This is a genomic window from Nonomuraea sp. LP-02 (assembly GCF_036289125.1).
Taxonomy (GTDB): domain Bacteria; phylum Actinomycetota; class Actinomycetes; order Streptosporangiales; family Streptosporangiaceae; genus Nonomuraea; species Nonomuraea bangladeshensis.
Genome location: NZ_JAXCLK010000001.1, coordinates 325,615 through 343,546, shown reverse-complemented (window position 1 = coordinate 343,546; position 17,932 = coordinate 325,615). Strand labels below are relative to the sequence as shown.

The 17,932-nt window shown below is 73.4% G+C and carries 18 protein-coding genes; 9 read left to right on the top strand and 9 right to left on the bottom strand.

The window, feature by feature from the left end; translation table 11 throughout:
- Positions 1–86: 86 nt before the first annotated feature.
- Positions 87–1,169 (top strand): FUSC family protein, encoded by a 1,083-nt coding sequence (locus SMD20_RS01615; RefSeq protein ID WP_329574092.1) that lies wholly within the window; start codon positions 87–89, stop codon positions 1,167–1,169.
- Positions 1,170–1,186: 17 nt separating this feature from the next.
- On the opposite strand, the gene SMD20_RS01610 is transcribed toward SMD20_RS01615, so the two are convergent.
- Positions 1,187–2,353, bottom strand: coding sequence for a pyridoxal phosphate-dependent aminotransferase (locus tag SMD20_RS01610; RefSeq protein ID WP_329574091.1), 1,167 nt, complete (start codon positions 2,351–2,353; stop codon positions 1,187–1,189).
- Positions 2,354–2,378: 25 nt separating this feature from the next.
- On the opposite strand from SMD20_RS01610, the gene SMD20_RS01605 reads away from it, so the two are divergent.
- Genes SMD20_RS01605 through SMD20_RS01580 form a run of 6 tightly spaced genes read left to right on the top strand, consistent with a single transcriptional unit; the run spans position 2,379 to position 7,169 of the window.
- On the top strand, positions 2,379–4,085 hold the full coding sequence (locus SMD20_RS01605) for an alpha/beta hydrolase (RefSeq protein ID WP_329574089.1): 1,707 nt from the start codon (positions 2,379–2,381) through the stop codon (positions 4,083–4,085).
- Positions 4,082–5,011 (top strand): DUF418 domain-containing protein, encoded by a 930-nt coding sequence (locus SMD20_RS01600; protein ID WP_329574087.1) that lies wholly within the window; start codon positions 4,082–4,084, stop codon positions 5,009–5,011. The genes SMD20_RS01605 and SMD20_RS01600 overlap by 4 nt, the downstream gene beginning before the upstream one ends.
- The gene (locus tag SMD20_RS01595) at positions 4,971–5,747 is read left to right on the top strand and encodes a carbon-nitrogen hydrolase family protein (RefSeq protein ID WP_329574084.1); all 777 of its coding nucleotides are present in this window, start codon (positions 4,971–4,973) and stop codon (positions 5,745–5,747) included. The genes SMD20_RS01600 and SMD20_RS01595 overlap by 41 nt, the downstream gene beginning before the upstream one ends.
- 26 nt (positions 5,748–5,773) lie before the next feature.
- Entirely contained in the window at positions 5,774–6,220 is a 447-nt protein-coding gene (locus SMD20_RS01590) for a hypothetical protein (protein WP_329574083.1), read from the top strand.
- Complete coding sequence (locus tag SMD20_RS01585) at positions 6,217–6,612, top strand: hypothetical protein (RefSeq protein WP_329574081.1); 396 nt, start codon at positions 6,217–6,219, stop codon at positions 6,610–6,612. The genes SMD20_RS01590 and SMD20_RS01585 overlap by 4 nt, the downstream gene beginning before the upstream one ends.
- Positions 6,609–7,169, top strand: a complete 561-nt coding sequence (locus tag SMD20_RS01580; RefSeq protein ID WP_329574079.1) for a GNAT family N-acetyltransferase — start codon at positions 6,609–6,611, stop codon at positions 7,167–7,169. Before SMD20_RS01585 ends, SMD20_RS01580 begins: the two co-directional genes overlap by 4 nt.
- A 43-nt stretch (positions 7,170–7,212) precedes the next feature.
- On the opposite strand, the gene SMD20_RS01575 is transcribed toward SMD20_RS01580, so the two are convergent.
- Positions 7,213–8,700, bottom strand: a complete 1,488-nt coding sequence (locus tag SMD20_RS01575; RefSeq protein WP_329574078.1) for a carboxyl transferase domain-containing protein — start codon at positions 8,698–8,700, stop codon at positions 7,213–7,215.
- Positions 8,701–8,800: 100 nt separating this feature from the next.
- On the bottom strand, positions 8,801–9,994 hold the full coding sequence (locus tag SMD20_RS01570) for a CaiB/BaiF CoA transferase family protein (protein WP_442942434.1): 1,194 nt from the start codon (positions 9,992–9,994) through the stop codon (positions 8,801–8,803).
- Between the two features lie 39 nt (positions 9,995–10,033).
- On the opposite strand from SMD20_RS01570, the gene SMD20_RS01565 reads away from it, so the two are divergent.
- On the top strand, positions 10,034–10,564 hold the full coding sequence (locus tag SMD20_RS01565) for a uridine kinase family protein (RefSeq protein WP_329574074.1): 531 nt from the start codon (positions 10,034–10,036) through the stop codon (positions 10,562–10,564).
- Between the two features lie 4 nt (positions 10,565–10,568).
- Here the strand turns inward: SMD20_RS01565 and SMD20_RS01560 are convergent, their stop codons facing one another.
- The 4 genes from SMD20_RS01560 to SMD20_RS01545 are packed head-to-tail and all read right to left on the bottom strand — an operon-like array spanning position 10,569 to position 15,438.
- A complete protein-coding gene (locus SMD20_RS01560) occupies positions 10,569–11,237 on the bottom strand; it encodes a histidine phosphatase family protein (RefSeq protein ID WP_329574073.1) in 669 nt (222 codons plus the stop codon).
- Positions 11,238–11,239: 2 nt separating this feature from the next.
- Entirely contained in the window at positions 11,240–13,048 is a 1,809-nt protein-coding gene (locus tag SMD20_RS01555) for a hydantoinase B/oxoprolinase family protein (RefSeq protein ID WP_329574071.1), read from the bottom strand.
- Positions 13,041–15,059: a hydantoinase/oxoprolinase family protein gene (locus SMD20_RS01550; RefSeq protein WP_329574069.1), complete on the bottom strand. Its 2,019-nt coding sequence runs from the start codon at positions 15,057–15,059 to the stop codon at positions 13,041–13,043. Before SMD20_RS01550 ends, SMD20_RS01555 begins: the two co-directional genes overlap by 8 nt.
- A 7-nt stretch (positions 15,060–15,066) precedes the next feature.
- Positions 15,067–15,438 (bottom strand): hypothetical protein, encoded by a 372-nt coding sequence (locus SMD20_RS01545; RefSeq protein WP_329574067.1) that lies wholly within the window; start codon positions 15,436–15,438, stop codon positions 15,067–15,069.
- A 75-nt stretch (positions 15,439–15,513) separates the two neighbouring features.
- Here SMD20_RS01545 and SMD20_RS01540 point away from each other — a divergent pair, with 75 nt between their 5' ends.
- The gene (locus tag SMD20_RS01540) at positions 15,514–16,242 is read left to right on the top strand and encodes a thymidine kinase (protein WP_329574065.1); all 729 of its coding nucleotides are present in this window, start codon (positions 15,514–15,516) and stop codon (positions 16,240–16,242) included.
- Between the two features lie 8 nt (positions 16,243–16,250).
- Here SMD20_RS01540 and SMD20_RS01535 read toward each other — a convergent pair whose 3' ends face one another.
- Together SMD20_RS01535 and SMD20_RS01530 are read right to left on the bottom strand one after the other, a co-directional pair.
- Entirely contained in the window at positions 16,251–16,922 is a 672-nt protein-coding gene (locus SMD20_RS01535; protein WP_329574064.1) for a DsbA family oxidoreductase, read from the bottom strand.
- 53 nt (positions 16,923–16,975) lie between these two features.
- Positions 16,976–17,872, bottom strand: a complete 897-nt coding sequence (locus SMD20_RS01530; protein ID WP_329574063.1) for a hypothetical protein — start codon at positions 17,870–17,872, stop codon at positions 16,976–16,978.
- Between the last annotated feature and the right edge of the window lie 60 nt (positions 17,873–17,932).

Below are 17,932 nucleotides of genomic sequence, written 5' to 3'. Positions count from 1 at the left end.
CGTGGCTGACTGGACGCGGGTCGCGCAAATCGGCTAGAACGGGCGAAAGTGATCCGAATGTCATAAAGATCCGCCAAGGTGAAAAGGTGCGTACGAGGCTCGGCGAGCATGTCAGGGAGCGGCTGGGCACGTTCGCCCTGGCGTGGCCGTCCATCGCGCAGTGCGCGGTCGGCGCGGCGCTGGCCTGGATCGTCGCCGTCCGGCTGCTCGGCCACCCGCGCCCCTTCTTCGCCCCGATCTCCGTGCTCATCTGCGTGGGCGTGGGCCTCGGGCAGCGGCTGCGCCGGGTGGCGGAGCTGATCGTCGGGGTCAGCCTCGGGGTCGGGGTGGGCGACCTGCTGATGGCCTGGATCGGCTCGGGGCCCTGGCAGATCGCGCTCGTGGTGGCCCTCGCCATGGCCATCGCGGTGCTGCTGGACGGCGGGGCGCTGTTCGTGGCGCAGGCCGGCTCGTCGGCGGTGCTGGTGGCCACGCTCGTCCCCGTCGAAGGGGCGGGCGGCCTGGACCGCATGGCCGACGCGCTGACCGGCGGCTTCATCGGCATCGCGGCGGTGGCGCTGATGCCCGCGAGCCCGTTCACCATCGCGGGCAAGCACCTGTCCGACGTGCTGGACGCGCTGTCCACCGCGCTGGAGCGGGCCGCCGAGGCCATCGAGAGGCGGGACGTGGACCTCGCGGCCGAGGCCCTGGAGGCGGCGCGCGACACCCAGGCACTGGTGGAGGAGCTGGAGAAGGCGCTGGAGACCAGCAAGGAGATCACCACGATCTCGCCGCTGCACTGGCACCGGCGCGCCCGCCTGGCCCGCTACGAGGCCGCCGTGCTCCCGGTGGACCTGGCGATGCGCAACGTCCGGGTGCTGTGCCGGCGCACGCTGGCCTCACTCGGCGAGGCGAGCCCGCCCCCGGCCGCGCTGGCCGAGGCCATGCGCGAGGTGTCGGAGGCGGCCCTGCTGCTCCAGCTCGAACTCGGCGCGGGCCGGGAGCCGACGCTGGCCAGGCAGGCGCTGCTCGCCGTGGCGGGCCGCGAGCGGCCGGAGCACCTGGGGTTCTCCGCGCACGTGATCATCGCGCAGCTCAGGTCCGTCGTGGTGGACCTGCTGGAGGCCACCGGCATGGACCACGAGGCGGCCAGCGCCACCCTGACGCCGCTCGACGGGAGCGCGGCCTGACGCAGCGGCCTGACCGCTCAGGCCGACAGGCGCTTGAGCCTCGCCGCCGCCTCGTCGATGACCTCGTCCTTCTTGCAGAAGGCGAAACGGACGTAGTGCCTGCCGCGCTCGGGGCGTTCGTAGAAGACCTGGGTCGGGATGGCGACCACCCCGGCCAGCTCCGGCAGCCGCCGCGTCAGCTCCAGGCCGTCGGTGAAGCCGAGCGGCCTGATGTCGGTCTGCACGAAGTAGGTGCCGGCCGGCCTCAGCACCTCGAACCCGGCCGCCGCCAGCCCCTCCATCAGCCGGTCGCGCTTGTCCTGGAGCCCGGAACGCAGCGCGGACACCCACTCCAGCTCGTGCCGCAGCCCGTAGGCCACCGCGAGCTGCCACGGCGCGCCCGCCGTGAACGTGAGGAACTGCTTGACCGTCTGCACCGCCGTGACCAGCGGCGCGGGCGCGCACACCCAGCCGGTCTTCCACCCGGTGACCGAGAACGTCTTGCCGGCGGAGGAGATCATCACCGTCCGCTCGCGCATGCCGGGCAGCGTGGCCATCGGGACGTGCGCGACGCCGTCGAAGGTCAGGTGCTCGTACACCTCGTCGGTGATCGCGATCAGGTCGCGCTCGCGGCAGAACTCGGCGACGACCTCCAGCTCCTCCCGCGTGAAGACGGTGCCGGTCGGGTTGTGCGGCGAGTTGACCAGGACGGCGCGGGTGCGCGGCGTGACGGCGGCGCGCAGCTCGTCGGGGTCGAAGGTGAAGCGGCCCTCGACCGGCCGCAGGGTGACGGGCACCAGGCGGGCCTGGGCGAGGGCGATGGAGGCGGCGTAGGAGTCGTAGTAGGGCTCGAAGGCGATCACCTCGTCGCCGGGCTCGCACAGCGCCAGCACGCTCGCCGCGATCGCCTCGGTGGCGCCCACCGTGACCAGGACCTCGCCGGACGGGTCGTAGTCGAGCCGGTAGTGGTCGGCCCGGTGCTCCGAGACGGCGCGGCGCAGCTCGGGCACGCCGGGGCCCGGAGGGTACTGGTTGGCGCCGGAGCCGATGGCCTGGACCGCCCGGTCGAGCATGGCGGCCGGTCCGTCGGTGTCGGGGAACCCCTGGCCGAGGTTGATCGAGCCGGTCTGTACGGCGAGCGCGCTCATCTCCGCGAAGATTGTCGTGCCAAAAGCACGCATCCTGGACACTAGTGGTTCCGTCACGGTCCCAGACTATTAGTCTCGTCGGGTGATCCTTCGGGTCGTGCTCGCTCTCGTCCTGTCCGCGCCGCCGGTCATGACCCCCTCAGCGCCGCCCGCGCGGCCCTGTCCGGTCGCCGTCCCCGCCGGCACCACGTGCGGGTTCCTGGTCGTCCCCGAGCGCAGGGACGCCCCAGACCGGACGATCCGGGTCGGTTACGCCGTCCGCCACTCGACCGCGCGCGAGCGCAGACCGGACCCCGTGGTCTACATGAGCGGCGGCCCCGGCTCGGCGTCGCTGCAGCTCACCGGCTTTCTCGCCCAGATGTTCCCCGACCGGGACGTGGTGGCGCTCGAGCAGCGCGGCGGCCGCTACTCCGAGCCGGAGCTGAGCTGCCCCGAGACCGCCGAGGCGCTGCTCGGGCAGCTCCGCCGCCCGCCCGCGGACCTGGCCGCCGCCGCCGTCACCTGCCGCGACCGGCTCCGCGAGCAGGGCGTGGACCTGCGCGGCTACACCACCAAGGAGATGGCGGCCGACGTCGTCGCGCTGCGCCGCGAGCTCGGCTACCCGAGCTGGAACCTGTTCGGCGTCAGCTACTCCACCCGCGTCATGGTGGAAGCCGCCGCGGCCGACCCCGAGGGCACCCGGTCGCTGGTGCTGGACTCGTTCCTGCCGGAGGGGGTCGACTGGTACGACGACGCCGAGCGCAACCTGGCCGACACGATGGCGAAGCTCGGCGTGCAGGACGCCTTCGAGTCCATGACCGCCAGGCTCAACGCCTCCCCCGCTCACGTGCCGGCCACCGACCCGCTGCTCGGCCAGGAGTTCACCGCGCGGCTGAGCGGCGACGACGTGGCCGCCGTGCTGTTCGAGGGACTTGCCGGGGCGGACGTCGCGGCGGTGGCCCCGGCGCTGCTGCCCGCGCTCGCCGCGGGCCACGACGAGCTGCTGCGGCCACTCGCCGACGCCGCCGGTGAGGGGCTGGTCTCGCACGAGTTCGGGCTCTACCACGCGGTGCAGTGCCAGGACGAGCTGCCGTTCAACGCCACCGCCGGCCGCTCCCGGCTGTTCACCCACAACGCCGACAAGGCGGTCTGCGACGCCTGGGCCCTGCCGCGCTCGCAGCCCGCCGCGGCGGCCCCGCGCGCCCCCGCGTTCGTGCTCGGCGGCCAGTACGACCCCACCACCCCCGTCAGGACCAGCAGACCGGCCGCCGAGGCGCTGCCGGACGCCCGCTTCGCCGAGATCCCGCGCGCCTCCCACGCCGTCTTCCTGTCCAGCGCGTGCGCCCGCCGCATGATCGCCGACTTCGTCGCCGACCCGGCGGCCCGGACCGCCGCCTCCTGCCAGGACGCGGGCGGCGGCCGGCAGGAGGACCTGCGGGTGACCGCGGCGCCGTACGCGATCGCGCGGGCGCCGTGGCTGGCCGCGCCGTTCGCGGTGTTCGCGCTGACGGCTCTCGCGCAGCTCGTGGCGGCCGCGCTGAAGGGCCGGGCGCTCGCGGCGTACGGCGGGCTGTGCGGGGTGGCCTTCGCCGGGCTGACCGCCCAGGCGGTGCACGGCCTCGCGGCGCGCAACGCGACGGCGCTGGCCGTCGGGCTGCCCGCCGACGTCGTGCCGTACACGTGGATCGCGGTGGCCTCGGTCGCGCTCACGGCGGCCGGGGCGCTGCTGCGGTGGCGCCGGTGGACCGGCTGGGCGGCGACCGCCGTGGGCGCCGGATTCCTCGTATGGTGGCTGCTCTGGGTGACATGACGCGCATCAGAGAGCTCGACGCGCTCCGCGGGTTCGCGGTGTGCGGCATCATGCTGGTCAACACCTGGCAGCACACGCGCGTCCCCAACGCGCCGTACACCTCTGTTGACCTCGTGGTGGAGCAGCTCTTCCAGAGCCGGTTCTACCCGATCTTCTCGACGCTGTTCGGCATCAGCTTCCTGCTGTTCCTGCGCGGCCACAGCAGGTGGGCGCTGCTCAGCCGGCTGTTCTGGCTCTACTGCATCGGGCTGGCGCAGGGACTGTTCTACGCGGGCGAGGTGCTGACCGACTACGCGCTCTGGGGCGCGGTGGCGCTGCTGCCCGCCTCGTTCATCCCCGGCGGCTGGGCGCAGCTCGCGCTCGGCGTGGCCGGGCTGGCGTGGGGGCTGCTCGCCAAGGGCGGCGGCTCGTGGCTGATCCCCGGCCTGCTCCTGGTGGGCATGGGGCTGTGGCGGCTGGCGCCGCCCCGGTCGCTGCTGCTGCCGGGGTTCGCGGCGAGCGCCCTCGTCTCGGCGGTGCTCGGCTACGTCGCCTTCACCACCGGCGGCTGGAACGCCTACAGCGTGGCCGCGCTGGCGGGGGCGCTGGCGTACTCGCTGGGGCTGCTCCTGGTGCTGCGGCCGGGGCTCTCGGCGGTGCTGGAGCCGCTCGGCCGGATGGCGCTGACCAACTACGTGACCGGCACCGCGTTGATCGTGCTGACGCTACCGCTGGTCAGGGCCGACCCGACCCGCTGGGCGGTCGTGGGGCTCGCCGCCGTCACCATCGCCGCGCAGGCGCTGGGGAGCAGGTGGTGGCTGGCCCGCTACCGGTACGGGCCGCTGGAGTGGGTCTGGCGGTGCCTGACCTTGTTTCGGCGGGTGCCCAACCGGTTAGAGTCGGGCCGTGACCACAATCGCCCTCTGCCAGATTCCGGTCTCCACTGATCCCTCGACCAACCTCAAGAGGGCCAGGGAGGCGCTGTCCCGCGCCGAGGGGGCCGACCTCGCGATCTTCCCCGAGGCGACGCTGACCCGCTACGGCCGGCGCATCACGGGCCTCGCCGAGCCGCTGGACGGGCCGTTCGTGTCGGGCCTCGCCGAGGCGGCGCGCGAGCACGGCCTGGCGGTGATCGCCGGGACGTTCGAGCCGGGCGACGGCCGGGTCCGCAACACGGCCGTGGCGCTCGACGCCCAGGGGGAGCTGCGGGCGGCATACCGCAAGATCCACCTGTTCGACTCCTTCGGCGCGAAGGAGTCCGACCTGGTCGAGCCGGGCACCGAGCCGGCGGTGGTCGAGCTGGCCGGCCTCAGGATCGGGCTGATCACCTGCTACGACGTACGCTTCCCCGAGCTGGGCCGGGCGCTGGTCGACAGGGGCGCCGAGCTGTTCGCGGTGATCGCCGCCTGGGGGTCGGGGCCGCTCAAGGAGGACCACTGGACGACCCTGGTCCGCGCGCGGGCCCTGGAGAACACCATGTGGACCGCCGCCGTCGGCCAGGCGCCCAACCCGGGCGAGTCCTCCGACGGCTACGGCGTGGGCCGCAGCATGCTGGTCGACCCGCTCGGCGTGGTCCGCGCCGACCTGGGCACCGCGCCGGGGGTGCAGGTGGTCAGGGTCGACCGGGCGTACACCGAGTCGGCGCGGGCGACGCTGCCCTGCCTTCAACACCGGGTCTTGTAGGGGTCAACCGACCGTAAAGTAGTAGCGTGAGCGGAACGCAGATGCAGAAAGTGATCCCGCCGCGTCTGCTCGTCCCCTACCTGTCGGGCAAGCGGACGGTGATCTCCGGATATGTCTACCGGGTGCAGGACTGCGTCAGGCTGACCACCCCCGAGGCGCTCTACTGGGGCCTCGACCTGTCGTTCGACGGCTCGGAGCTGTTCCCGGAGGTGCCCGAGGTGTACGTGATGCGCTGGAATGCCCGCGACGTCGACACCTACGCGGTGCCGTACGGTCCGCACATGGGCGGTGACTGGAGCGACGCTCCACCGTTCGCCGGCAACGGCTTCACCACCTCGCCCGACCACGTCGTGCCGCAGTTCCACACCGTGCCGATGCCGATCCCCGCCGGGGCGGAGATCGTGCACGTCACGCGCGACGGCGAGCGGCCCTTCGCCGGCTACGACGGGCTGACCTGGCGGCCCGCCGCATGAGCGAGGAGATCACGCCGGTCGCCTCCGGCTTCGTCGCCCGTTTCGGTGAGCACACCCTGCCCGCCGCCGTGGGGCCGGACGACGGCCAGGTGGTGCTGTTCAGCGAGGCCGAGCTGCCGGGCTTCGAGCCGGCCAGCGGCTACTGGCGGCGGCAGGTGGCGCGGGCCGAGGTCGAGTGGCTGGTGCTCATCCGCACCGTGGGGGCCTTCGGCGGCGAGCCGTGCGTCATCCTCGACGAGGACGAGGACGGCCTGCACATCGCCTACACCGGGCACAGCGGGATGAAGGCGGAGGCGTTGGGTTACTGGATGGTGGATCACGGGGCCTACGAGGTCGTGGTGCCCCGCGAGGAGGTCTTCTCCATCAGGGTCGAGCGGATCCCGGTGCCATGAAGCAGCTCTTCGCGGTCGAGCTCGGTGACGACGGCGCGCTGCTGGCGGCCCTGGAGCCGTGGCGGGCGGAGGAGTTCCTGGCGCACATGGAGCGCGGCCGGGAGCACATCGGGCGCTACACCGGCCTCGCCGACGTCGTGACGGACCTGGAGTCCGCCCGCTCATACCTGGTGTCCTACGCCGACAAGGCCGCCACCGACACCGGCCGGCTCTACGGCATCTGGCTGGACGGGCTGCTGGTCGGCGGGGTGCTGTTCCGCACGATGGACGTCGGCGGCGGCCTCGCCGAGGCGGGCTGCTGGCTGGAGCCCGCGGCCGTGGGCAAGGGCCTGGTCACCCGGGCGGTGCGGGTGATCATCGACTGGGCGGTCGAGGAGCGCGGCATCCATCGCGTGGAGTGGTGGGCGGCGGCGGACAACACCGCGAGCCTCGCGGTGGCCCGGCGGCTCGGCATGTCCCGCGACGGGGTGCTGCGGGAGCACTATCTGCATCGGGGGCGGCGGCTCGACATGGAGATCTGGTCGGTGCTCGCGCCGGAGTGGCGCGCCACCCGCTGACCCCGGAGGCCGACGCCTCCAGGCGCCCAGGTAGTGGCGGCGGTCAGGTGCCGAGGTTGCGGTAGCGGGCCAGGCGGGTCGCGAGGCGGTCGGCCGGGTCCTGGCGCAGCAGCACGGCGATCTCGTGCTCCAGCGCCCGCCCCACCCGCTCGCAGAACTGCCGCGGCTCGTAGGCGGCGTCGGGCATCTCCGGGATGACCCGGTCCACGATGCCGTCGCGCCGCAGGTCGGTGGCGCGGACGCGCTGCAGCCGGGCGATCTCGGGCGCGAAGTCGACCGAACGGTAGAGGATCGCCGAGGCCCCCTCCGGCGGCAGCGGCGACAGCCAGGCGTGCTGGGCGCACAGCACCCGGTCGGCGGGCAGCAGGGCCAGCGCCGCGCCGCCCGCGCCCTCGCCGAGCAGCAGGCAGACGGTCGGCACGTCGAGCATGACCATCTCGGCCAGGCAGCGGGCGATCTCGGCGGCCAGCCCGCCCTCCTCGGCCGCCTTGGACAGGTCGGCGCCGCCGGTGTCGATGACGGTGACCAGCGGCAGGCCCAGCTCGCCGGCCAGTCGTACGCCGCGCCTGGCGACCCGCAGGGCGGCCGGGCCGAGCGGCGCGCTGACCCGCTGGATCCGCCGGTCCTGGCCGAGCACCACGGCCGGCGCGCTGCCGAACCTGGCCAGCGCGAGCAGCAGGCCGGGCTCGTTGTCGCCGGTGCCGGTGCCGCTCAGCGGGGTGGTCTCGGTGGCGGCGAGCTTGAGCAGGCTGCGTACGCCGGGCCGGTCGTCGCGCCGCGAGCGGGTGATCGCCTCCCACGCCTCGGCCGGGCGGAGGTCCTCCTCCGGCGGCTCGCCCGCCTCGACCGCGCTCATGTCGGCGGCGAGCACGCCGAGCGCGCGGATCGCGACGGGGCGCAGGGCGTCGGCCGACACCACGGCGTCGAGCAGGCCCTTGTGGAAGAGGTTCTCGGCGACCTGGACGCCCTCGGGGAACGGGTAGCCGTGCAGCGCCTCGAACACCCGCGGCCCCATGAACCCGATCAGCGCGCCCGGCTCGGCGGCCGTGACGTGCGCGAGCGACCCCCACGAGGCCAGCACGCCGCCGGTCGTCGGGTGGCGGAGGTAGACCAGGTAGGGCAGGCCGAGCGCGCGGTGCCCCTGGATCGCCGCGGTGATCTTCACCATCTGCACGAACGCCTGCGCGCCCTCCTGCATGCGGGTGCCGCCCGAGGCGGGGGCGGCCAGCAGCGGCAGGCGCTCGCGGCCGGCCCGCTCGATCGCGGCGGTGATCCGCTCGGCCGCGGCCACCCCGATGGAGCCCGCCATGAACGAGAACTCGGAGGCGACCACCGCCACCCGGCGGCCGTCGAGCAGGCCCTCACCGGTGATCACGGCCTCGTCGTAGCCGGACTTGACCCGGGCGGCGGCGAGCTCGTCGGCGTAGGGGGAGCCCGGCTCGGCCGGGTCGGCGGGCGGCGCGTCCCACGACTTCCACGACCCCCTGTCGAGGACCGTTTCGATCAGTGTGCGCGCGTCCGGACGGCTCACTCTCGCTCCCTCGTGGTCGGCCCTGCAGTGTTGACGCGCGAGCGCCCGCGCGGGTGGCATCGCGTGGCGGTCATCGCTCGCAGGTGGCATCGCGTGGCGGTCATCGTTCGCGCTCCTCCAGCCAGGCGAGCACCGCCTCGCCGTCCTGGCCGAGCATCGGGGGCGCGGTGTGCTCGCGGGCGGGCAGGCCGTCGAAGCGCAGCGGCGGCCCCGGCAGCTCGACCCGGCCGAGCACCGGGTGGTCGACCTCCACGACCAGGCCCTGGGAGCGGGTCTGGTCCCACGTGTAGACCTCGTCGATGGAGCGGATCGCGCCCGCGGGCACGCCGGCCGCGCCGAGCTCGGCCAGCCAGTGGGCGCGGTCGTGGGCGGCCAGCGCCTTCTCCATCTCGGCGACCAGCTCCTCGCGGTGGGCGCGGCGGTCGCGGTTGGTGCGGTAGCTCGGGGTGTCGGGGTCGATGCCGAGCAGCCCGGCGACCTTGCGCCACTGGCCGTCGTTGGCGGCGGCGATCTGCAGCATGCCGTCGGCGCAGCGGAACGAGCCGTAGGGGGTGATCGAGGCGTGGTGGTTGCCCGCGGCGCGGGAGACCTGGCCGCCGACCGTCCAGGCGGTGCCGTGGTAGGAGTGGACGCCGGTGACGGCGGCCAGCAGGGACGTACGCACGACGCGGCCCTTGCCGGTGTGTTCGCGCTCGTAGAGTGCGGCGGCGACGCCGTACGCGCCGTGGATGCCGGCCAGCAGGTCGGCGATCGAGGCGCCCACGCGGTAGGGCTCCTCGGGTGAGGGGCCGGTCAGCGACATCAGCCCGGCCTCGCCCTGGGCGATCTGGTCGTAGCCCGGCCGCCCGCCCTCGGGGCCGTCGTGGCCGAAGCCGGTGATCGACAGGACGACCAGGCGTGGGTTGAGCTCGTGCAGGCGCTCGACGGAGAAGCCGAGGCGGTCGAGCACGCCGGGGCGGAAGTTCTCGACGAGGACGTCGCTCTGGCGGACCAGGCGTTCGATGACGGCTTTGCCCTCGGCGGACTTGAGGTCGAGGGCGATGGACTGCTTGTTGCGATTGGCTGCCAGGAAATAAGTCGATATTTCGTGATCAGGACCTACGAACGGCGGGCCCCAGCCCCGCGACTCGTCGCCGCCGTCAGGATGCTCCACCTTGATCACCCGTGCGCCGAGGTCGCCCAGCATCTGCGCGGCGTGCGGCCCGGCCAGCGCCCTGGACAGGTCCAGCACGACGATGTCGCCGAGGGGTCCGAGCACGGTCAACCTCCTGCTTGCGTCCGGGTGAAAGAACATTCTCTCAGTTGCGGGTGATCCGTCACCTACCCTGGGTCGGTGAATTCGCTGGCCGCCCGCATCCGGAGCCTGCCGCCCTCGTGCGGCCCCGTCCGCCTGGTCGCCGTGGACGGGCCGGCGGGGTCGGGCAAGACCACGTTCGCCGGGCGGCTGGCGGGGGCGCTGGCCTGCCAGGTCGTCCACAGCGACGACTTCCCCGTGCCGTGGGAGGAGGGCCCCGGCGGCTGGTTCCACGCGCTGGAGGAGCAGGTCCTGAAGCCGCTGCGGGACGGGCGGCCCGGCGGGTTCCGCCGCTACGACTGGGTGCGGGGCGAGTACGCCGAGCAGGTGGCGGTGCCGCCCGCGCCGGTGCTCGTCGTCGAGGGCGTCGGCACCGCCCGCGCCTCGGCCGCGCATCTGGTGGCGTACACGGTGTGGGTGGAGGCGGCCGAGCCGGTGCGCCTCGCCCGCGTGCTGGAGCGGGACGGGCCCGAGCTGGCCCCGCGCTGGCGGGAGTGGTTCGCGGCCGAGCGCGAGTGGTTCGCCGCGGACGGCACCCGCGAGCGCGCCGACCTCGTCGTCCGCACCTGAGCGCTCACGCCAGGTGCCCGACGTCGTTGAAGCGCACCGGCTCGAAGGAGCCCTCCCCGGCGCGCCAGACCGACACCGAGGCGTTGAGCACCGGCGCGAGGGGCGGGCCGGTGCTCTGGACGCCCTCCAGGACGTGGCGGAGTGCCAGCACCACCGAGTCGTGCGCGACGATCAGCACCGGCCGGCCGCCGGCCCGCCCGTCCAGGTCCCGTACGAACGCCCGCACCCGCGCCACCACGTCCGCCAGCGACTCGCCGCCGGGCGGGCGGAAGGCGTAGACGCCCGCCGCCTCGCGCCGCGCCGCCTCCTCCGGGAAGCGCTCGCGGATCGCCGCCGCGTTGAGCCGGTCGAAGGCCCCCTGTTCCTGGTCCCTGAGCCGCTCGTCCACGGCGACCGGCAGCGTGTCACCCCAGGCGTCGCTCGCGACCTCCCACGTCTCGCGCGCCCGCAGGTAGGGCGAGCACCACACCGCCTCGGGCCGCTCGCCGCCGGGCAGCGCCGCGAGCAGCCGCCCGAGCGCCGCCGACTGCCGCCGGCCGAGCGCGGTGAGCCGTACCTCGTCGTCGCCCAGCCCGTAGACCAGCGGCCGGTCGCCCGCCTCCCGGTGCGCGAGGTTGGCCGCGCTCTCGCCGTGGCGTACCGCGATGATCCGCGAAGGTCCCGCGCCGGCCATGGTCAGAGCTCGTCCACGTCCGCCTGGGTCCGGCCGCCCGACAGCCTGGCGAAGCCCGGCCCGCGGTCGAAGAAGCGGTTCGACGGGGGCCGCAGCGTGGCCCGCAGCTCGGCGGTGCCCCGCTCGTCGATGCGGTCGCCGTCCAGCACCACGCCGTAGTCGCCGAGCGCGCCCGCGATCGAGACCTTCCCGTCGCGGACGTCGGCGGCGACGGCGCGCGGGTCGCGGTCGTAGGGGGAGCCCCAGCCGCCGCCCCCGGTGGTGCGGATGCGGATGATCTCGCCGGCGTGCACCGGGAAGTCGTCGACCAGGCCGTCCATCTCCTTGCCGTTGACCTCGACCCGGAACGGCCGCCCGGCCAGGCCGCCGTTGACGCCCCAGCACGACAGGATCGAACGGTCGGCGATCGACATGTACGAGGCGTCGCGCAGCATCCGGATGTGCTTGTCGTAGCCGAGCCCGCCGCGGAACGTGCCCGGCCCGCCGGAGTCGCAGGCGAGCCCCAGCCGCTCGACCCGGAACGGCCAGCGGGCCTCGGCGAACTCGACCGGGATGTTGCGCGAGTCGGGCACGACGTGGATGGTGTCCTCGCCGTCGGCGTACCAGCGTCCGCCGGAGCCGCCGCCCAGGACCTCGCGCATGAGGTAGGGCTGACCGTCGGCGTCGGTTCCGTACACGCCGGTGTAGCGGATCGTCTCCTGGTCGGCCGGCATGCGCCCGCCGGTGGCCTTGGCGAGCACGCCGGCGAGCACGCCGAGCAGGCGCAGGATGACGAACGTGCGGGCGTTAGTCGGGGCGGGGAAGACGGGCGTGAGCAGCGTGCCCTTCTCCGGGAAGACCATCTTGATGAGCGGCACGACGCCCTCGTTGACGTCCAGCTCGGCCATCCGCTCGGGCGTGTCGGCCAGGTTGCGCAGGATCGGGGCCAGCCACTTCTTGAGGAACACGCCGTCGGCGTAGTCGCCCGCGTGGTTGATCGGGCCCTTGGCCTGCGGCGAGGTGCCGGTGAAGTCGATGGTCAGCGGCGTCTCGGCCGCGTGGTCCACCGTGAGGGTGATCCGCTGGGCGTGCAGGCGGGGGTCGTCCACGCCGTCGTGCTCGGCGTAGTCCTCCCACACGTACGTCCCCTCGGGGATCTTCGACAGCAGCTCGCGGCGGAAGGTCTCGGTGGTCTTGCCGATGATGGCGTCGAAGCACTCCTGGACCGCCTCGCGGCCGTAGCGCTCGAACAGCTCGCCCAGCCGCCGCGCGCCCATCAGGCAGGCCGAGCACTCGGCGTCGAGGTCGCCGGCCAGCGAGTCGGGCATGCGGGAGTTGCGGGTCATGATGCGCAGCGCGGCCTCGTTCGGCACGCCCTGGTCCCACAGCTTGATCGGAGGGACCATCAGGCCCTCCTCGAACACCGAGCGCGCGTGCGAGGGCATCGACCCCGGCACGCTGCCGCCGATGTCGTCGTGGTGGCCGAACGCCTGCACGAACGCCACCACCTCGCCGTCGTGGAAGACCGGCACGGTGACGCACAGGTCGGGCAGGTGGCCGATGCCGCCCTCGGACAGGTAGACGTCGTTGTGGAAGTAGACGTCGCCGGGCCGCATCGTCTCGATCGGGAAGTCGCGCACGACCGGCTGGACCAGCGCGCTGTAGGAGCGGCCGGTCAGCTTGCGCAGGCGGGCGTCGTGGATGCCGGCGCGGAAGTCGTGCGCGTCGCGGATCATCGGCGAGCGGGCGGTGCGCGCGATCGCGGTCTCGACCTCCTTCTCGACCGACGCCAGCGTGCCCTCGACGATCTCGATGAGGATGGGATCAGTCACGCTTGACCTCCACGTTGCCGTACGCGTCCACCGTCGCCGTGAAGCCCGGATGGATGGGGATGGTCGAGCCGTACTCCTCGATGACCGCGGGGCCGGTCACCGTCGCGCCGGGGCCGAGCGCGGCGCGCTGGTGGATCGGCGTGTCGCGGGTCTCGTCGAAGTGCACGGCCCGTACGGAGGTCGCGCCCGCGCCCGGCTTGTCCAGGGGACGCAGGGCCGGGCGGGTGATGGGCCCGACGCCCGAGACGCGCAGGTTGACCCATTCGACCCCGTGGCGGGGGTCGTCGCGGTAGGCGTAGCCGTACAGCTTCTCGTGCGCCTCGTGGAAACGCTCGACGACCTGGGCCTGCCACCCGTCGTCGATCTCCCCCGCCGGAGCCGGGACCCGGACCTCGTAGCCCTGGCCGTAGTAACGCAGGTCGGCGCTGCGGATGTGGACGGGGTCGGCGAAGCCCTCGCGCTCCAGCGCCTCCGCCGCCTGATGCTCCAGGTCCTGGAAGATCTCCGCGGCCTTGCCGAGTGACAGGTCGCGGGTGACGTACGTGCGCACGTAGTCGTTCCTGACGTCCACCGTGAGCAGCCCGAACGCCGAGACGTTGCCCGGGTCGCGCGGGACGACGACCGAGGGCAGCCCCAGGATGTCGATGAGCCGGCAGGCCAGCAGCGGCCCCGAGCCACCGAAGGTCACCAGCGGGAAGTCCCGCACGTCCAGCCCCCGCTTGACGGTGAGCTGGCGGATCGCGTTGCTCTGGTTGAACGCGCTGATCTCCAGGATGCCCGTCGCGGTGCGCTCAGGGGTGAGGCCGAGCTTGTCGGCCAGGGCCTCGATGCCGGCGCGGGCGGCCTCGGCGTCCAGCGGGATCTCGCCGCCCAGCAGGTGCGGCGGCACCCGGCCGAGGAAGACGTGCGCGTCGGTGACCGTGACCTCGGTGCCGCCCCTGCCGTAGCAGATCGGGCCGGGGTCGGCTCCGGCGGAACGCGGGCCGACCTTGAGCGTGCCCTCCGGCGAGATCCACGCGACCGAGCCGCCGCCCGCGCCGACCGTCACGATGTCGATCATCGGGATCTTGCACGGGTAGCGCCCGATCGTGCCCTCGGTGGTGATGGACGGCTCGCCGTCGATCACCACGGCCACGTCGGTCGAGGTGCCGCCGCCGTCCAGGGTGATCACGGACTCGTGGCCGGCGGTGGAGGCGATGAGCGCCGCGCCGAGCGCCCCGGCCGCCGGGCCCGACAGGACGGTGGTGATCGGCTGGTTGACGACCTCGCGGGCCGACAGGATGCCGCCGTTGGACTTCATCACCGAGAACGGGCGGCCGAGCCGGGTGGACAGGTTGGCGAGGTAGCCGCGCATCGCGGGCTTGACGGCGGCGTCCACCAGCGTGGTCACCGAACGTTCGTACTCGCGGTACTCGCGCAGCACGTCGCTGGAGAGCGAGATCACCGCCTCCGGGTGCTCACGCCACAGCACCTCGCGCATGCGCCGCTCGTGCTCCGGGTTGGCGTAGGAGTGCAGGAAGCAGACGCCGATCGCGTTGATGCCCTTGCCGCGGAACCAGCGGGCCGCCTCGACGGCCTGCTCCTCCGAGAACGGCCGCACCTCCTCGCCCAGGTGGTCGAGCCGCCCGCCGACGGTGCGTACGTGGTGCACCGGGACGATCCGGGGCGGCTTGACCCAGAAGTAGGAGTTGCCGTAGCCGTCGGGGACGCTCTGCCGGGCGATCTCCAGGATGAACTCGAACCCCTCCGTCGTGATGAAGCCGAGCCCGGAGATGCGGTCCTCCAGGAGCTGGTTCGTGGCGACGGTCGTGCCGTGCACGATGCCGCCCACGTCGAAGCCGCCGCCGCCGTCGAGCTCGCTCAGCTTGGCGATGCCCGCGAGGAACCCGTCGGCCGGGTTCGCGGGCGTCGAGGGGGTCTTGGTGGTGAGGATCTCACCGGTCTGCTCGTCCACCGCGACGACGTCGGTGAACGTCCCCCCGGTGTCCACTCCGATTCGTACGCTTCGCATGGCTCCTCTAGCCCCGGCGCCGGCCGAGCACTTCGTCGACGACCCTGGGCGCGTTGGCCGTGCCGACGTGCGCGGCCAGGCGGATCGCCAGCTCCTGTGTCCTGGCCAGCTCGGCCTCCACCCTGGCCTTGCCCGATTGGCCGGCCTGCACTCCGAAGTACGCGCCGACGATCGTACCGATCACCCCCGCCACCCCGGCGAACAGCGACGCGAACTCGCGCGTGGCGAAGACCGCCGCGGCGAAGGCGATCAGGACCGCCACGATTCCCACCACGACCACATAGAAGCCGTAGCGCCATCGGGTGGCGTCGGCCTGCGCGGCGGTAAGGTCGTCCTGCTGCAACATCGCGTCGAGCGGGGACGGTTTGTCGGTGACCACAGTTCCTCCTGAAACCTCAGGGGGAAAATGTCCCACGAGGTCATGGAACAAGCCAAGCCACTAAGCTGGCGGCCCGTGACCCAATCGTCTGCCTTGTCGCCGGTGCCGTCCGGGGCGCGGGATGCCGTGCTGAAGTTCTACTTCGGCCCCATGGACTGTGGGAAGTCCACCCTCGCGCTTCAGATGAACTACAACCACGCGAGACAGGGCCGGCGCGGCCTGGTGCTCACCAAGCACGACCGCTCGGGCGAGCCCCAGGTGACCAGCCGCATCGGGCTCGGGCTGGAGGCCGTCGAGGTGGAGGACGGCCTCGACCTCGTCCGGCTGGTGACCTCGTACGACCGCGTCGACTACCTCATCTGCGACGAGGCGTGCTTCTACGACGTCGAGCAGATCGAGCAGCTCGCCGACCTGGTGGACGAGCACGGCGTGGACGTCTACGCCTTCGGTCTCGCCTCCGACTTCCGCTCGGTGATGTTCCCGGCCGCGCAGCGGCTGTTCGAGCTGGCCGACGAGGTGTGCCGGCTGCAGGTCGAGGTGCTGTGCTGGTGCGGGCGGCCCGGCCAGCTCAACGCGCGGGTGGTGGGCGGCGTGATGGCGCGGACCGGGGAGCAGGTGGTCATCGGCGACACCGACGACTCGCCGGTGCGCTACCAGGTGCTCTGCCGCCGCCACCACCGGTCCGGGCAGCTCGGCGAGGGCTCCCCCGCCGAGCGGCCCGGTCAGCTCGATGAGGGTTCCCCCGCCGACCGGTCCGGCCGGCTGGACGACGTCCTCGCGCCGGCCGCTCAGACGGCGCAGTAGCCGTCGTCTCAGACCGCGCAGTAGCCGTCGTCGTCGCAGCCTTCCGCGGGCGCGGCGAGCTGCGTGATCGGCTGTTGCCCGGTGCGCTCGGCCACCTCGTCGATGGCCGCGTCGAACGCCTCCTGCGGCTGCGCGCCCGACACCGCGAACTTGCCCTCGAACAGGAACAGCGGCACGCCCGTGATGCCGAGCGAGCGCGCCCGCGCGATCTGCTCGCGTACCTGCTCGGCGCCCTCCCCGGTGTCCTCGACGCCGGTCTCGGCGGCCAGCTCGGCGAGCACCGCGGGGTCGGCGACGTTGCGGCCCTCGGCGAAGTGCGCGCGGAACAGCCGCTCGGCCATCTCGCCGCCGCGGCCCTGCCGGGTGGCCAGCTCGATGAGGCGGTGCGCCTCGAACGTGTTCGCGCTCACGCCCTTGTCGTAGTCCATGGCCAGGCCGTCGGCGGCGGCCACGCCGGCCACCCGCTGCACCATCTGGGAGGCGTTCGGCCCGAACTTGCGCTCCAGCATCGGGATCATCGGCTCGCCCTCGTGCGAGGCATCCGGATCGAGCTGGAACGGGCGCATCGTCACCTCGATCGTGCCGCCCCTGGCCCGGAACCGCTCGGCCGACTTGAGGAACCTGGCATGCCCGATGTAACACCAGGGACACGCGACATCGGAGAATATTTCCACCTTCACGCCAGGGGACAACCCCGGCGACCCGCGGCCGATTCCTGCCCGCCGGCGGGGCGTCAGCCGGCGGCCAGCTCCTCCAGCCGGTACGGCAGGTACGCCGAGTCGTCCACCAGCGCCGACACCCCCCGCCACCACCCGAACCACTCGCCGCTGCGCCACATCCAGTCGACCCGTTCGATGGCCGCCACCACGTCGCCGACCGTCTCCCAGGTCTCGCCGAGCTGGGCGCGGGTGGCCCCGTGACGCAGCGCCCAGGCGCGCAGGATGCCGGAGGCCCGCGCGGGGACCTCGCGGGCGTACGGGTCGGGGTGCTCGCCGGGCAGCCGGTGCGGCCCGAGCCCGGCCGCCACGCCCCAGCTCCACTGGGCCTCGGCCGGACGGGAGTAGCGCAGGGACTGGAAGTCCAGGTTGGAGCCCAGGTCCTCGTCGGCCCGCCGGGTGACAACGGCGTCCAGCCGGCCGCCGGCGTCGAAGTGCACGACGAGCCGCTGCCCCGGCCGGACGCCGGGCGGCAGCGCGAAGCGGTCCTCCGCCTGCCAGGAGTTGAGGTCGACCTGGGCGACCGGCGTGCCCCAGAGCTGGTCGGCGGCGTCGTCGGCGATCCAGGCGGCGAGCATCTCCAGCGCGGTCAGGTCGGTCCACGGCTCGATCGCCACGGCGGTGCGGATCACCTCGTCGGGCGGCGGCAGCTTGCCGCCCCGCGAGCTGGTCCACCATTCGGCGCCCAGCTCGCGGGTGCCGACCAGCAGCGCGGCGAGGGCGGCCAGCTCGGCCGAGCGCCGGGTCAGCGCGGCGCCGATCGCCAGGTCGAGCGCGCGGCCGGTGCGCTCGTCCCCCAGCACCGGACGCACGGCGGCGATCAGGGTCTGGGCGGACGGCCGCTCCTCGCCCAGCAGGTCACGTACGATTTTCCTGGCTTCGGTCCGTGCGTCTTCAGCGTGTTCCTGCCGCATATCGCCACGTTACGCCGGGAGATCCTTTTCCGCGAGAGGCCGCCCGGCCCTCCAGGAGAG

What these genes read in the sequence shown, in the direction of transcription:
- SMD20_RS01600 (WP_329574087.1), top strand. Translation starts at nt 4,082, where the DNA reads ATGACGCGCATCAGAGAGCTCGACGCGCTCCGCGGGTTCGCGGTGTGC.
- SMD20_RS01585 (WP_329574081.1), top strand. Translation starts at nt 6,217, where the DNA reads ATGAGCGAGGAGATCACGCCGGTCGCCTCCGGCTTCGTCGCCCGTTTC.
- SMD20_RS01580 (WP_329574079.1), top strand. Translation starts at nt 6,609, where the DNA reads ATGAAGCAGCTCTTCGCGGTCGAGCTCGGTGACGACGGCGCGCTGCTG.
- SMD20_RS01570 (WP_442942434.1), bottom strand. Translation starts at nt 9,994, where the DNA reads ATGTTCTTTCACCCGGACGCAAGCAGGAGGTTGACCGTGCTCGGACCC.
- SMD20_RS01560 (WP_329574073.1), bottom strand. Translation starts at nt 11,237, where the DNA reads ATGGCCGGCGCGGGACCTTCGCGGATCATCGCGGTACGCCACGGCGAG.
- SMD20_RS01550 (WP_329574069.1), bottom strand. Translation starts at nt 15,059, where the DNA reads ATGCGAAGCGTACGAATCGGAGTGGACACCGGGGGGACGTTCACCGAC.
- SMD20_RS01530 (WP_329574063.1), bottom strand. Translation starts at nt 17,872, where the DNA reads ATGCGGCAGGAACACGCTGAAGACGCACGGACCGAAGCCAGGAAAATC.